The sequence below is a fragment of the Mesorhizobium sp. CA4 genome (genome assembly GCF_020165075.1).
Classification (GTDB): domain Bacteria; phylum Pseudomonadota; class Alphaproteobacteria; order Rhizobiales; family Rhizobiaceae; genus Mesorhizobium.
The window spans coordinates 82,989-97,725 of sequence record NZ_JAIUHK010000002.1; the positions used below are offsets into that span (position 1 = coordinate 82,989).

The following is a 14,737-nucleotide window of genomic DNA, read 5'->3' on the forward strand; positions in this document are numbered from 1 at the left end:
ATAGCGAGTTCGCGCAAGAACACCATAAAAAATGATTTAGATGTTCCATTCTTTACTAAAATGGACTAATTCATCCATACGAGCTTTCCTTTAGTCTGGAGACAATCGACATGGTCGGAGTGGGCCTCATCGGCACGGGCTTCATGGGCAAGTGCCACGCCATCGCCTGGAACGCGGTGGGCACCGTTTTTCCCGATGTCGACAAGCCCAAGCTGGTGCATCTGGGCGAGGTGAATGACGATTTGGCCAAACGCAAAGCTGCCGAGTTCGGCTTCGCAAAAGGCTCCGGCGACTGGCGCGCCGTGGTCGAGGATCCGGACGTCGAAATCGTCTCGCTGACCACGCCCAACCAGTTCCACCCGGAAATGGCGATCGCCATCCTCGAAGCCGGCAAGCATCTGTGGTGCGAGAAGCCGATGGCGCCGAGTTTCGCCGAGGCCGAGGCGATGGCGAATGCCGCAAAAAAATCCGGCAAGGTCGCCGTGCTCGGCTACAACTACATCCAGAACCCCGCAATCCGTCATATCGGCGCGCTGCTCGAGGAAAAGATCATCGGCGGTGTCAATCTCGTGCGCATCGAGATGGACGAGGACTTCATGGCCGACCCCGAAGCGCTGTTCTTCTGGAAGCATGAGGCTTCGTCCGGCTATGGCGCGCTCGACGATTTCGCCGTGCATCCGCTGTCGCTGATCAGGGCGCTGTTCGGCCGCGTCAGCCGGGTCATGTGCGACATGATCAAACCCTATGCCGACCGCAAGACCGCGTCCGGCGCTCGCCGCGCGGTCGAGACCTACGACATCGCCAGCGTCTTGATGCATATCGAGAACGGCGTTGCCGGCACGCTGCTGGTCAACCGCTCGGCCTGGGGCCGCAAGGGCCGCATCGCCATCCAGATCTTCGGCTCGAAGGGCTCGATCCTCTACGACCAGGAGCGGATGAACGAGTTCCAGCTCTACCTCACCGCCGACCGGCCGACCGAGCAGGGCTACCGAACCATCCTGGTGGCGCCGCACCACAAGCCCTACGATTCCTTCCTGCCGGCGCCCGGCCACGGCCTCGGCTTCAACGACCTCAAGATGATCGAATGCCGCGAGCTTCTGATGCGCATCGCCGGCAAGCCGGCCCGCATCATCGACTTCGACGAGGGGCTGGAGATCGAGCGCACCGTGCATGCCATGGCCCGCTCGTTCCAGGAGCAGCGCTGGGTCGATGTGAGGTGATTGGGCCGAGCGTCGGGACCGGTATGGTGGTTCACGGCGGCCGGCCAATGCAAAATCGGATCTGAGCATTCAGGCCAGGTTGATGGCGACGTTGCGCAGCAGCGCCACGGATTTGCGCATGCCTTCCATGGGCGACAGCATCATGTCCTCGTGCTCGATCGACAGCACGTCGTCGTAGCCGGCCTGCTTCAGCGCCGTGCAGAACTGCCGCCACCAGGTCTCGCCGTGGCCGTAGCCGAGCGTGATGTAATTCCAGGCCCTTTCGGCAAACTGATTTGGCGGACGGGCATCGAGCACGCCGTCGATGGCCGCCGGTATCGGTTCGACGCGCGTATCCTTGGCGTGGACATAGTAGATCGCCGAGCCAAGCTTGCGCACGGCGGCGATGGGATCGGCGCCCATCCATATCGGATGGCTCGGATCGTAGTTCGCGCCGACCGTCTCGCCGACGGCATCGCGCAGCCGGAACAGTGTCTGCACATTGTACACGGCCTGATGCCCATGCAGTTCCAGGCAAAGCTTCCTGATGCCAAGGTTGTTCGCAAAGCCGACGAGGTCGCGCCAATACGGGATGATGCAATCGTCCCACTGGTAGCGCTGGATCTCGGCGCATTCGGGCGGCCAGTCGGTGATGATCCAGTTGGGGTTGGCGTCGCCCGGGCCGCCCGGCAGCCCCGACATCATCACCACGCGGTCGATGCCCAGGAGGCTCGCCAGCCGGATCGTGTCCTCGGTCACCTGGCGGTGCTGCTTGCCCTGCGGTCCCGGATGCAGCGGATTGCCCGAGCAGTTGAGCGCCGCGATCGTCAGCCCGTGGTCGCGGACCTTGGCGACGAATTCGGCGCGGGTCGCCGCGCTATCCAGCATGGCCGCAAGGTCGATATGCGGCGCCGACGACCAGTTGCCGCAGGCGAACTCCAGCGTCTCCAGCCCCAGTTCGGCCGAGGCGCGCAGCATTTCGTCGAAGGACAGGTAGCCCAGGCTGTCGGTGATCATGCCAATCTTCATTTCGGAAACTCCCGCTTGCTTCGGACCGTCCGCTCACAGCTCTACGGGCTCAAACCTGCCGGACCGGGCCGACGCAAGCGCCGCCTCGCAAAGGATCATCGCCTTGCGACCATCGCTGGCGGTGACCGCCGGCCGCCTGCCCGTTTCGACGCAGGTGATGAAGTGGTCGATCTCGGCCGCGTAGGACTCGGCATAGCGTTCGACGAAGAAGTAATAGGGCTTGTCGCGCGATATGCCCGTGCCGCCGTATATTTCCACCGAGGTCGGCAGCCGGTTGCCGGCCTGCAGCATGCCGTCGGCGCCGTGCACCTCGATGCGCTGGTCATAGCCATAGGCAGCCCTGACGCTGTTGTTGATGTGGCATTGCCGGCCGGACGCCGTTCGCAGGATGAACATCGCGGTGTCGTAGTCGCCGAGCTTCCTGTATTGCGGCGCCACCAGCGAGGAGCCGGTCGCGAAAAGTTCGACTGGTTCTTCGCCGAGCATGTTCCGCGCCATGTCGAAGTCGTGGATAGTCATCTCGCGAAAGACGCCCCCGCCTCCCGCTAGCGCTTCCTCGGATTCCGGCTCGGGGTCGCGGCTGGTGATGATGACCTGCTCGACGGCGCCGATCTCGCCGCCATCGAGGCGCTCCTTCAGCGCCCGGAAGCTCGGATCGAAGCGGCGGTTGAAGCCGATCTGGAACGGCACGTCGGCCTTCGCGACCGCCGCCAGGCACTCGTCGGTGCGCTTCAGGTCGAGGTCGATCGGTTTCTCGCAGAAGATCGCCTTGCCTTGCGCCGCCGCAGCCATGGCTAGCTCCGCGTGGGTGCGTGTGGCCGACGCGATGAAAACCATTTTCACTGCCGGATCGTTCATAGCGGTCTCGGTGTCCACGATCTCGGCGCCGGTTACGGCGGCGACCTTCTCGGCCGCCTCGCGATTGGGATCGACGACGTAGCGCAGCCGCACCTTCGGGTGGCGCGCGAGATTGCTCGCATGCACACGGCCGATCAGCCCTACCCCGAACAGACAAACATCCATCATGCGTTCGACTTTCCCATCAGGCCGCTCCATCGCTGGCGGCCGGTTCGTGTTGCCCAAGCGGCATCATTTCACGGCGCCCATGGTCAGCCCGCGCACCAGATGCCGCTGCACCAGAAGCGCGAAGAACACGATCGGCAACGCGCCGATGACGCCGGCCGCTGCCATCGAGGCCCAGTCGGTGTCGATGCGGCCGATCAGCGTTGCCGTGCCGCGCGGCATGGTCATGGCGCGGGGCGTCGCCGTCAGCGCCAGCGCGAAGAGGAACTCGTTGAAGGTGACCAGCACGGCGAAGATCGCTGTGGCCGCGAGCCCAGGTGCCGCCAATGGCAGCGTGATGCGGCGAAAGGCGCCGAAGCGCGAATCGCCGTCGACCATCGCCGCCTCCTCGAGGTCGACGGGGATCTCGCGGAAGAAGCTCTCCATCATCCAGACGCAGAAGGTGACGTTGAAGGCAGTGTAAGTAGCGATCAGGCCGAGCCAGCTGTCGAGCAGGCCGAGGCTGAGCATCAAGAGATAGACCGGGATCAGGATGACGACTGGCGGGATGATGCGCAGCGTCAAGAGGAACAGGCCGACCTTGCGCTCCGCGGCGAAGGGTAGGCGGAACCTGGCGATCGCATAGGCGCCCATCGCGCCGACGATCAGCGCGATTGCGACCGAGAAGAAGGTCACCACCAGCGAGTTCGTCAAATAGGAGCCGAACTGCTTTTCGGTGAACAGTCGCACGTAATTGTCGAGCGTCGGCACATGCGGGTAAAGCGTGCCTTCCTGGGTGATCTCGCGGTTCGACTTGAGCGAGGTGGAGACCAGCCAGTAGATCGGCAGCAGCACGACGGCCAGCACGAAGATGGTGGTGAGGATGCGCGACAGGCGGTTGCTCATGACGCGTCCACCCTGCGCAGCAGCCTGATGGCGCTGAAGGCCAGCGCGAGCACGACGAGGCCGATCGTCACGAACAGCGCCGCCGCATATCCGGTCTGCTGGAATTTGAATGCGGTGTCGTAGCCGTAGATCGAGATCAGCCTCGTCGCTTCGCCCGGCCCGCCACGGGTCAAGACGAAAACCTGGTCGAAGGTGCCGAAGGCGTCGATGGTGCGGAGCACGATCGCTACCGCCAGCACCGGCCGCATCATCGGAAAGGTGAGATCGGCAAAGACGCGCCAGGCGCCGGCGCCGTCAACGCGCGCCGCCTCGAACGGCTCGTGCGGCAGCGATTGCAGCCCCGCAAGCAGGATCAGGAACATCAGCGGCGTCCATTCCCAGACGTCGAGCGCGACCAGGCCGATGAAGGCGTTGAGCGGATTGCCGAGGATCTGGACCTCGCCGCCGCCCGTGGCCTTCGACAGCGCGGTCAGCATGCCGGCGTCGCTGGCATAGATCAGTCGAAAGACGATGGCGACGACGACCGGCGTGATCACCATGGGAATGATCAGCACGGTCCTGAGCAGCCGGATGCCGCGGAATTCGTGCAGGCAAAACAGCGCCAGCGCGAAGCCCAGCACCGCCTCGAAAGACACCGACAGCGCCACGAACTTCACCGTGACCCAGAGTGCGTTGAGAAACTGCGCGTCGCTCCACAGATGCAGATAGTTCTGCAGGCCGACATCGGCCACCGGCGAGCCGTAACGATAGGCTCTGGTGCTGGCGCGGAGCCCATCCCAGAGCGGATAGACGAGCACGCCGAGCACGATCGTCAGGCCCGGCGCCAGCATGAGATAGGGGAGGGCGAGGTCGAGCCCCGCCCCCTGCAGGCGATATTTGCGCGCCTGCGTGCCGGTTCGCATCAGTAGTAACCGGCCGTGGTCAGATAGTCCTTGACCTGCTTGGCGGCCTTGTCGAGCGCAGCGCCCCCGCCGGAGCCGGCCTGCAGCGCCTTGTTGAGCTCGATGCCGAGCAGTTCCTCGACCTTTGCCCAGTCCGGTGTGCGCGGCCGCGGCAAGGCGCCCGCGTCGAGCTGCTGCAGGGCGACCGGGATCAGACGGTTGCCCGGCTTGGCGATGCCGAAGGCGCTGCGCTTGACGGGAATAGAGCCCGCTTCCGAGAGCTTGGCCTGGGTTTCGGCGCTGACATACCATTTCAGGAACTCGATCGAATTCGCCTTGTTGGGCGCCGATTTCGGCACGCCGGCGATGAAGATGCCCATCTGGGCGATCGCCTTTTCCTGCTTCGGCACGACGCCGAAATCGAGCTTGCCGGCGACCTTGGTCTGCGCCGGGTCGTCGGCCTTCAACGCGTTGCCCGAATACTGGATGATGGCGCCGGCATCGCCGCCGAGGATTGCCGCGCCCTCCTGGTCTGAGTCGAACTCGACCACGCCGCTCGGCGCGTTCTGCTTCATCGTGCCGACGAAGAAATCGGCGGAGGCCTTGCCCTCGGCCGAATTGAAGATCGGGTTCCACTTGTCGTCGAAGAAGGCGCCGCCGAACGACAGGAAGATCGGATACCAGCTGGTGACGATCGGATTGCCGGAGACGCCGCGGAACACAACCGGGTATTTGATCTTGCCGGCGGCCACGCCTTCCTTGCCCTTGGCGATCACCTCGTCCCAGGTCTTGGGCGCGCCGCCGGTAAAGACGTCGTTGCGATAGGTGAGCGTCTGCAGGTCGCCGACGAAGGGCACGCAGATCAGCGTCGGCTTGGCGTTCTCGAAGCCCTTGACGCGCGGCCCCTGCTGGGGCGGCCAGTAGGCCATGTCGATCATCGGGCCGATCCAGTCCTTGTCGGCACCATCGATGCCGCCGGCGCCGAGATCCTCGAGCACGTTGGCGGCGCCGAACTGCGGCACCCATGGATCGTCGAGCAGGTAAAGGTCATACTGGCCGGCCCCGCTCTGGGCGTCGGCGAACCACTTCTCGAGCGTCACCCCGTATTCGTCCTCGAGGAACTGGATGTCGAAGCCCTGCTCCTTGGCCAGCGGGATGATCTTTTCCTTGAACGGCGTCAGGCCGCCATCGGCGAAGGCGCCGATGATCACCTTCTTGCCGGCTGCGCGAGCCGGCATCGGCAGGTCGAGCGTGGTCAGGGCCGTGCTGGCCAAGGCGAGGCCGAGCCCGCCCTTGATGACGTAGCGGCGAGTAAGTCTGCTGGAATGCATCATTTCACTCTCCCATTGTTGTTGACCCGGTGGACGGCGGTTAGGCCGGCCGAATTGAAGAAACAGGCGTTCGCCGGGTCGAAGGCGACGCCGATGCTTTCACCCACCACACCCCTGAAATCGCGTCCGGCACGCACCTGGACGTTGCCGCCTTCAAGGCGGACATTGACCAGCGTCTCGTTGCCCATGGGCTCGACCACATAGATTTCGCCCTGCAGTGCGCCCGCTTCGCCCGGCGGCGCGACGCTGCAGTCTTCCGGTCTCAGCCCGATCTCCACGATCTCCGCCAGGCGGCATGCGGCGAGCCGTGTCTGATCCACCGGCACGATCCCGGTGGCGACCGTCACGCCTTGCTCGCAAAGCGCGGCCGGCAGGATGTTCATTGGCGGATTGCCGACGAAGGTGGCGACGAAACGGTTCGCCGGGCGGTCGTAGATCTCGATGGGCGGCGCCATCTGCTGCAGCTCGCCGCCCTGCATGACGGCGACGAGGTCGGCCATGGTGAGCGCCTCGACCTGGTCGTGGGTGACATAGATGGTGGTGGCGCTGAGGCGCTGGCAGAGCCGCTTGATCTCGCCGCGCATGGTTAGCCTGAGCCGCGCGTCGAGATTGGAGAGCGGCTCGTCCATCAGGAAGGCGGCCGGGTCGCGCACGATGGCGCGGGCCAGCGCCACGCGCTGTCTCTGGCCGCCGGAAAGCTGGCGCGGCCGGCGGTCGAGCAGATGGCCGATTTCGAGGATGGCGGCTACCTCGCCGATCTTGGCCTTGCGCCCGGCCTCGGATGTGCCGCGTATCCACAGCGGATAACCGATATTGTCCGCGACCGTCATCTGCGGATAGAGCGCGTAGCTCTGGAACACCATGGCGATGTCGCGGTCGCGCGGCTGCAGCCGGGTGACGTCGCGCTCGCCGATGAACACCTTGCCGGCGGTCGGCATGTCGAGCCCCGCCAGGATGCGCAGCGCCGTCGTCTTGCCGCAGCCCGAGGGGCCGAGAAGGGCGAGGAACTTATGGTCCGGCACGGTGAGGTCCAGCGATCGCAGCACGTTGAGCGCGCCGAAATTCTTGACCACGTTCTTGAAGACTACCGAACCCATCCCGCCAGCGCCCCTGCCTTCCTCAAGCCTTGCGCTCGTGCACGTAGAAACCGGCATCTTGCGCCAGTTTCTTCAGATTGCGATAGCCCATCGTCGCATAGGTCAACGGATGCGCCTTGGCCGGGTCCTGCTCGGCCTCCACCACCAGCCACCCCGAATAGCCCTGGTCGGCGAAGATTTTTAGGAGCGTCGGATAGTCGATCGCGCCGTCGCCGGGCACGGTAAAAATGCCCTCCATCACCGCGCCCATGAAGCTCATATCGGCCTCGCGCGCCTTCTTCAGGATGGCCGGCCGCACATCCTTGCAATGGACATGCACGACGCGCTCGACATGCCGGCGCAGCAATTGCTCCGGGTCGCCGCCGGCAAAGGCGCAGTGTCCGGTGTCGTAGAGCAGGCCGACCGCCTCGCCGGTGCTGTGCATCAGCCTGTCGATTTCCCCGTCGGTCTCGACGATCGTGCCCATGTGATGGTGGAAGGCCATGCCGACGCCGAAATCCGAAAACCGCTCCGCGAGCCGCGTGATCTTGGCTCCATAGGCCTTCCATTCCCCGTCCATCAGCTTCGGCCGCTGCGAGATCGGGTCGTGGATCGCGCCATGCCGGCCGCGCGAGGTGTCGGCATAGACGACGCGCCTGGCGCCAAGATCGCGAAGCAGCGTCAGATGCGGCCGGATCGCCTCGAATTCCTCGTCCACCTCCTTCTCGCAGATGCGCCCGTCATACCAGCCGGAGACCAGCGCCAGCCCGTAACGGTCGAGGATCGGCCGAAGCGTGCGGCTGTCGCGCGGGAACTTGCCGCCAAGCTCGGTGCCGGCATAGCCGGCCTCCGCGGTTTCTGCGAGGCAGGTCTCGAGCGGCGTGTCGCCGCCCAGTTCCGGCACGTCGTCATTGGTCCAGGTGATCGGGTTGATGCCAAGTCGAATTGTCGTCATTGCTCGCTTTCCGCCCCGCAGCCGGATCGCTGCAGGGTATCTGGTCCCGGGAGGAGATGACCGCGATTGCTGGCGACAGGGCGAAGCCCTGCCGTTTCGTTCGGCAAGACGCCCTCCCAGCGCCGCGCCTCACAGTTCCCCGTGTTACATGTCCTTGTCGACGTCTTGCCCCAACGTCATTGCGCGAAGTCTACCCCGCTCTGTCTCCCTCGCGAGGGCCAGTTTTCCGAAAAATGAAGGAACCAGTTTGTGTAGGAGGGTCGGTGTGGCAGGATGGGGGATGGGAAATCCAAGAGCATCCACGCAGCACTATGGAGCTAAGCGTCCAGCGTCGGCGCGAGGCACCCCCCTCTGTCCTGCCGGACATCTCCCCCGCAAGGGGGGAGATCAGATGTCGCCCAGGCTTTCGCCAATCGCCGACGTTGCTGCAAGGCGAGCTCTTTGGGAGCTTCCGTGGCCGGCAGGCCGCGGAGACTAGCCAGCCATGCGCCCCCACCCCAAACCCCAGGCCTTCCCGCTCGACATGCTGGCCGTGAACCGCTCGAGCCCCGAGCATCTCTCGCGCCAGCTCTATCACGGCCTCGTCGCCATCATCCGCAGCCGCGCGCTTCCCCCCGGCTCGGAGCTTCCTTCCACGCGCGCCCTGGCCGCCGAGCTCGGCCTTGGCCGCAACACCATCGTCGCCGCCTACGAACAGCTGGTCACCGAAGGCTATCTCGCCAACCGCCAGGGCGCGCGGCCCGTCATCGTCGACCTGCCGGACGGCCCGCGCGAATCACCGCGCGAGGAGCCGCCCGTCCCGCTGCGATCACCCTCCTTGCGCGGCCAGCAGCTGCTCAGCCAGCCTTATCATCACGGCCGGCCGGGACATGTCGCTTTCCACCCCGGCATGCCGGATGCGCAGAGCTTTCCCTTCGGCGTCTGGGGCCGGCTGGTCGCGCGCCGCGCCAGCCATGGCGGCGAGACGCTGTTCGGCACCTATGATGTCACCGGCCACCCGGCGCTGAAAGACGCGATCGCCGGCTATCTTTATTCCGCGCGCGGCGTGCGCTGCCGTGCCGAGCAGATCGTCATCACGACCGGCGCCCAGGCCGCCTTCGATCTTCTCGCTCGCCTGCTGCTCGACCCCGACGACACGGTGTGGATGGAGGAGCCCGGCTATTACGGCGCCAAGGCCGCCTTCACCGTGGCCGGCGCCAGGATCCTGCCGATTGCGGTCGACCAGGAGCGCGGCTGGCATCTCGACCCGCCGGACCCGTTGCCCCGCCTCATCTATGTGACGCCGGCCTGCCAGCATCCGCTGGGCATCACCATGCGCATGGAGGAGCGGCTGCGCCTGCTCGACATCGCCGATACCGCGAATGCCTGGGTGATCGAGGACGATTTCGACGGCGAATACCGCTTTCAAGGCCGCCCCGTGCCGGCGATCCAGAGCATGGACCGCTCCGGCCGCGTCATCTATGTCGGCACCTTCGCCAAGCTTTTGTTCCCTGCGCTGCGCCTCGGCTTCATGGTGCTGCCGCAAGAGCTCGCCAGCCGCATCGTCAACGCGCTCTCCACCACCGGCCAGTTCGCGCCGCTGCTGCTGCAGGCCGCCTTGGCCGATTTCATCACCGAGGGCCATATGAGCCGGCATCTCAAACGCATGCGCCGCATCTACGCCCAGCGCCGCCAGCTCTTCCGCGACATCGTCACCGAGCGCCTGCGCGACGAGATCACGCTCTCCCCCGCCGAAGCCGGCATCCAGGTGGTGGGCTACCTCAAGGAAGGCATCGACGACATCGAGGTCAGCCAGGCGGCGGCCAGACGGGCCATCAACGTCTCGCCGCTGTCGAAATATTTCCAGAACACCGCGCCGACCCAAGGGCTGGTGCTGGGCTATGCGGCGTGTGATGCCGCGCAGATGAGGGATGGGGTCGAGAGGCTGGCGCAGGCGATAGGGGAGGTGGTGAGGTGAGGCTAAGGCGATCTCAGTTGGCGGAGAGGTGGAAGGCAGGACCTGTGCCGATTGAGTATCGGACGCTGTACGTCGCCGCCATGCTGCCAGGAGCTCTCGGCAGCGCCGACGCAGCGTGCAACCGACGTGATTTCGATCTCTGATCAATCGTCCGGCTTGGGCTAGAGCTCTAGAAAGGGGCTGATGAAGTCAGATCGAAGTGGCTAATCGCCGGGGCTTCCTTACGGGTTTTCGTGCCCTGGCTTGCTCTCACCGTTGGACTTCATCTGTCGGTCCCTCACGTGCGCCTGCAGCTGAAACTAGCCGTCCTGCTCCTGCGGTAGCCCGTCGGTTAGATCGTAAAAATCGGACTTCGATCCCACGAAAATATGCTTGCTAAGGCGCAGGCCTGTCGGTGGGTCAAGGGTTCCGGCAGCGACGAAGGTTTGAAGGCCGGGAGCCGCCTTCCAGAATAGATTACCGCCGCAGCGCGAGCAGAAACCGCGCTCGACGTCGTGTGACGAGCGGTACCAACTGAGGGTAGACGACGCTAGCAGTTCAAGATTCTCCGAGCGACAGGCCGCCATAGCCGCGAAGTTGCCACTGGTGCGGGCGCATTGGGTGCAGTGACAGGCTACAGGCTGTGCAAGCTCACCCGCGATTTGGTAGCGCACTGACCCGCATAGACAACGACCCGACGACATGGAGACCTTACCCGCCAAGGGAGATTTTGTTCCATCAAGTTGCGAACGGAGTTATTGTGCTGAAGTAGCCCTCGACAAGGCTTTCAGGACGCGTGTCGCAGCTGCTTTTCGCCCTTCTGAAGCCGCGGAAACCGAAATTGGCGCACCCGACAAGATTCGAACTTGTGACCTCTGCCTTCGGAGGGCAGCGCTCTATCCAGCTGAGCTACGGGTGCTTCCCGGAGAACCGGAAAACGAACCGGCCGGTGAGCCGGCCAGCCACGGCTTCTTAGCGGAAGCCGCTGCGGGCTTCAACGGGCAATTGGCGATTGTGCGGTGGGCTGTTGGGTGATTGTCCGACCGATAGGCCATCGGAGACGGCGCTCCCCCTCTCCGTCTCGGCTTCGCCGAGCCACCTCTCCCCCGCTCTGGCGGGGGCGAGGAACCGAAGCTCCGGTGGCCTAACCTTCTGCCTCGACCTTCGCCGTCTTGCGCCGCACCGCCCGCGCGGTGTGCTTCTGCTTCTTCGCGCTTGCCAGCTCGTGCATGGCATCCAGCTGCATCTGCTGCATCTCGGCCAGGCGCTGCCATTGGCGCGAGATCAGGTAGTCGAGCTTTTCGTGCAGGTGCCGCACTTCCAGCTCGGCCTTGAGGTTCACCCGGTAGTCGTTGAAGGAGCGCAGCCGGTCTTTGGCTTCCTGGCGCTTCTGGCTCATCATGATCACCGGCGCCTGGATGGCGGCGATACAGGAGAGCAGAAGGTTGAGCAGGATGAACGGATAGGGGTCGAAGGCCTTGGATTCGCCCTGGACGAGGTTGAGGCCGATCCAGATCAACAGCACCGCCGCGAAGGAGATCAGGAACCACCAGCTGCCGCCGAACTCGGCCATGCCGTCGGAGACGCGGTCGGCGAAGGAGCGGTGCTCCTCGAACTCCTCTTCCGAGTTTTCCGAGATCGTGTCCTGCCTGGCGATCGATTCCACCACCTGGCGGTCGAGCTCGGAGAATTCGCCATGCTCCTGCTGCAGCAGTTCCTCCATGTAGCGCATGCGGTAGCGGCCGAGCTCCTCGCGGCTGATGCGGGCGCCGCGCGGCAGGTCGGGATGGTCGGAGCGAATGCGATCGGCGAGGCTGGGCCTCAGATCGTCGATGCGCACCAGGTCGCGCTTGCGGAATTTGCGCCCCGATATCGCAGAGGGTTTCTTCTTCGGCTTGACCCTGGTCGCGCCGGGAACATGCGGTTCGGAATCCGGCACCTCCGGCGCTTCGAGGATCTCGTCGGCGGCTGCTTGCGCATCCTCCGGCACGGTTTCCGCCTCGAGATACTCGCCGGCGATGTCGTTCTCGTCGTCGGGCTGCGCGGATGCCTTCGGGTCGCCTGCCATGCTCGGTGCTCCTGTTCGAGGCTTTGCGATACGATACGCCAAGCCGGCGGCATATCCATGGTCAGTGTGAAAAGTGTGTGACGGAACAAGTTCTTGTGATCGGGCGGGCGGGCTGCTTAGGCAATTGCATAGGTCGGCGCACCCCCTCATCCACCCGTTACGCGGCCACCTTCTCCCCGCCGGGAAGAAGAGGGAAGCGCCGGCGCTGACAATCTCCTCTCCCCGCCGGGGAGAGGTCAGCCGAGCGAAGCGGAGGCTGGTGAGGGGGAGCGCCGTCGGCAATTTCTCACCACCCCTGGAGCAATCGTCTCCGCCCCCTGGCCTTGAGTGAGATCAACCTGTCCCCTGTGGCGGGCCTGATAGGCTGACTATATCGACATCGGGCCTGACCGTTCAGGTTCCCGCCACCTGGGGCGCGCAGCGCCCGCAAATGAGGGATCGCCGCCATGTACAAGAAAATCCTGATCGCCACCGACGGTTCGGAACTCGCCCAAAAGGGCGTCGCCCACGGGCTTGAGCTGGCCGAGGGGCTCGGCGCCGCCGTCGTCTTCGTCACCGTCTCCGAGCCGTTCCCGACGCTCGCCTGGGGCGGCGCCATGGCCGGTTATGTCGCCGCCGACGAGCTCACCAATTACCAGGAAAACGCGCGCAAATATGCCCGCGAGGTGCTCGACAAATGCCAGGCCGAGGCCGGCGCGAAGGGCATCGGTGCGAAGACCCTGCACATCGAGAACCGGACGCCCGCCGAGGCGATCCTCGATGTGGCTGCCGCGGAGGCCTGCGACCTGATCGTCATGGCCTCGCACGGCCGCCGCGGGCTGGGACGCCTTGTGCTCGGCAGCCAGACGGCGGAGGTGGTGTCGCTGACGCAGATCCCGGTGCTGGTGGTCAGATAAAAGATTGGTGGGACAACGCCTCCCAATGAGGTCGTCATTCTAGGGCGGAGCGACGCGAAGCGTCGCGCAGACCCTGGAATCCATGCCATTACGCCCGCCGAAAAATGCATCGGTGCAGAACGAGGACGCCTACGCCGGCGTTCCGGCGCCACTGTCTGCACCGTCGCGACGTTCACAGGTCGCGGCATGGATTCTAGGGTCTGCGCGCGTCGCTTCGCTCCTTGCTCCGCCCTAGAATGACGAGCCGACAAGGGCACCGTTCTACTGCGCCGGTAGCAGCAGCGGCGAACTGGGCGACGCTAAGTCCGGCGACGGCAGATCCGACGCCGGCTGGCCCGGCCGCGTCGACGCAGGCGTCGCCTGATTCGGCGTCGACAGGCCGGGCAAAGCCGAGTCGGGCGGCTGCAGGCCAGGCGGCGGCGAGGCCGGCTGTTGCCCGGAATACATCAGCCTGGGCTGGCCGGCATCGGCTATCGTCGGCCCCAGGCTTCGCTGGATCAGCGCCTCGACATGGTTGTTGCGCTGGCGCGCGCTGTCGGCGCCCATTACCACCACGATCAGATGCCGCCCATCGGCATTGTAGGAGGTGACGATGTTGTAGCCGGAAGCTCTTATGTAGCCGGTCTTGATGCCGTCGACCCCGCGCACGCGCCCCAGCATGTCGTTGTGGCCGCGCACCAGCCGCCCGCGGAACATGAAATCGCTTTCGGAGAAATAGTGGAAGTGCTGCGGGAAGCGCTTTTCCAGCGCCATGCCCAGCACCGCCATGTCGCGCGCCGTCGTCACCTGGCCGTCGTCGGGCAGGCCGCAGGCATTGCGGAAATTGGTGCCGGTCATGCCGAGCGAGCGGGCCTTGGCGGTCATCGTGGCGGCGAACTGGTCCTCCGAGCCGCCGCCCAGATATTCGCCCACCGCCACCGCCACGTCGTTTGCGGACTTCACCACCATGGCGCGGATGGCGGAATCGATGTCGATCGTCTCGCCGCGCCGGAAGCGCAGCTTCGTCGGCGGCTGCGAGGCGGCGTGGTCGGAAACCGGGATCTGCGTCTGCTTGGTGACGCGGCCGCTCTCCAGCGCCTCGAACAGCATGTAGAGCGTCATCATCTTGGTCAGCGAGGCGGGATAGCGCTGCGCCGTGGAATTGACCTCGAACAAGGTCTTGCCGGTCGAGGCGTCAACCACGATCGCCGCATATTTCTGCGGCTTGGCCGGCACGGCAAGCACGCTTTCAGGCGGCGCGGCCGTGGTGCAGCCGGCGACCAGCAGGAGCAGGGCCATCGCAGCGATGAGTTTCTGGAGGATGAGGAAGGGACGGGGCAAGACGGTTCTAAAGCTGTTGCTGAGATGCGGCGAAGCTAACGTAACGCATGTGCCGCGTCCAACTGGTTAACGGCGGCAATAAGGCATTTGCCCAGGTTTTGGAGGTTCGAGCCGTCGCCGAAGCTGCCAATCTCCCCT

Annotated in this window: 12 protein-coding genes, 1 tRNA gene and 1 pseudogene; 3 read left to right on the forward strand and 11 right to left on the reverse strand. The window is 64.9% G+C overall.

Annotated elements, in window-relative coordinates; all coding sequences use genetic code 11:
- Window positions 1-110: 110 nt before the first annotated feature.
- Window positions 111-1,220 (forward strand): Gfo/Idh/MocA family protein, encoded by a 1,110-nt coding sequence (locus tag LB528_RS02030; RefSeq protein WP_224514992.1) that lies wholly within the window; start codon window positions 111-113, stop codon window positions 1,218-1,220.
- A 69-nt stretch (window positions 1,221-1,289) separates the two neighbouring features.
- On the opposite strand, the gene LB528_RS02035 is transcribed toward LB528_RS02030, so the two are convergent.
- The 7 genes from LB528_RS02035 to iolE form a co-directional block, all read right to left on the reverse strand.
- The gene (locus tag LB528_RS02035; protein WP_224514994.1) at window positions 1,290-2,228 is read right to left on the reverse strand and encodes a sugar phosphate isomerase/epimerase family protein; all 939 of its coding nucleotides are present in this window, start codon (window positions 2,226-2,228) and stop codon (window positions 1,290-1,292) included.
- Window positions 2,229-2,261: 33 nt separating this feature from the next.
- Complete coding sequence (iolG, locus tag LB528_RS02040; protein WP_224514996.1) at window positions 2,262-3,254, reverse strand: inositol 2-dehydrogenase; 993 nt, start codon at window positions 3,252-3,254, stop codon at window positions 2,262-2,264.
- A gap of 63 nt (window positions 3,255-3,317) precedes the next feature.
- On the reverse strand, window positions 3,318-4,136 hold the full coding sequence (locus LB528_RS02045; protein WP_201412757.1) for a carbohydrate ABC transporter permease: 819 nt from the start codon (window positions 4,134-4,136) through the stop codon (window positions 3,318-3,320).
- A complete protein-coding gene (locus LB528_RS02050) occupies window positions 4,133-5,038 on the reverse strand; it encodes a carbohydrate ABC transporter permease (RefSeq protein WP_224514999.1) in 906 nt (301 codons plus the stop codon). Before LB528_RS02050 ends, LB528_RS02045 begins: the two co-directional genes overlap by 4 nt.
- Window positions 5,038-6,351: an extracellular solute-binding protein gene (locus LB528_RS02055; RefSeq protein ID WP_224713660.1), complete on the reverse strand. Its 1,314-nt coding sequence runs from the start codon at window positions 6,349-6,351 to the stop codon at window positions 5,038-5,040. Before LB528_RS02055 ends, LB528_RS02050 begins: the two co-directional genes overlap by 1 nt.
- On the reverse strand, window positions 6,348-7,445 hold the full coding sequence (locus LB528_RS02060; RefSeq protein WP_224713661.1) for an ABC transporter ATP-binding protein: 1,098 nt from the start codon (window positions 7,443-7,445) through the stop codon (window positions 6,348-6,350). The genes LB528_RS02055 and LB528_RS02060 overlap by 4 nt, the downstream gene beginning before the upstream one ends.
- Before the next feature lie 22 nt (window positions 7,446-7,467).
- Window positions 7,468-8,379: a myo-inosose-2 dehydratase gene (gene iolE / locus LB528_RS02065; protein ID WP_224713662.1), complete on the reverse strand. Its 912-nt coding sequence runs from the start codon at window positions 8,377-8,379 to the stop codon at window positions 7,468-7,470.
- A gap of 484 nt (window positions 8,380-8,863) precedes the next feature.
- Between iolE and LB528_RS02070 the strand changes: the two genes are divergently transcribed.
- Window positions 8,864-10,336: a PLP-dependent aminotransferase family protein gene (locus LB528_RS02070; protein ID WP_224713663.1), complete on the forward strand. Its 1,473-nt coding sequence runs from the start codon at window positions 8,864-8,866 to the stop codon at window positions 10,334-10,336.
- A gap of 299 nt (window positions 10,337-10,635) precedes the next feature.
- On the opposite strand, the gene LB528_RS02075 is transcribed toward LB528_RS02070, so the two are convergent.
- The 3 genes from LB528_RS02075 to LB528_RS02085 all read right to left on the reverse strand — a co-directional run bounded on the left by LB528_RS02075 (window position 10,636) and on the right by LB528_RS02085 (window position 12,383).
- Complete coding sequence (locus LB528_RS02075; RefSeq protein ID WP_224713791.1) at window positions 10,636-11,019, reverse strand: GFA family protein; 384 nt, start codon at window positions 11,017-11,019, stop codon at window positions 10,636-10,638.
- A gap of 138 nt (window positions 11,020-11,157) precedes the next feature.
- Window positions 11,158-11,234, reverse strand: a tRNA-Arg gene (locus tag LB528_RS02080).
- Window positions 11,235-11,459: 225 nt separating this feature from the next.
- A complete protein-coding gene (locus tag LB528_RS02085; RefSeq protein ID WP_224515009.1) occupies window positions 11,460-12,383 on the reverse strand; it encodes a DUF1003 domain-containing protein in 924 nt (307 codons plus the stop codon).
- A gap of 446 nt (window positions 12,384-12,829) precedes the next feature.
- Here LB528_RS02085 and LB528_RS02090 point away from each other — a divergent pair, with 446 nt between their 5' ends.
- Window positions 12,830-13,279, forward strand: coding sequence for a universal stress protein (locus LB528_RS02090; protein WP_224515010.1), 450 nt, complete (start codon window positions 12,830-12,832; stop codon window positions 13,277-13,279).
- A 429-nt stretch (window positions 13,280-13,708) separates the two neighbouring features.
- Here the strand turns inward: LB528_RS02090 and LB528_RS02095 are convergent.
- Window positions 13,709-14,557, reverse strand: a pseudogene (locus tag LB528_RS02095) (D-alanyl-D-alanine carboxypeptidase family protein); the annotation flags it as partial.
- Between the last annotated feature and the right edge of the window lie 180 nt (window positions 14,558-14,737).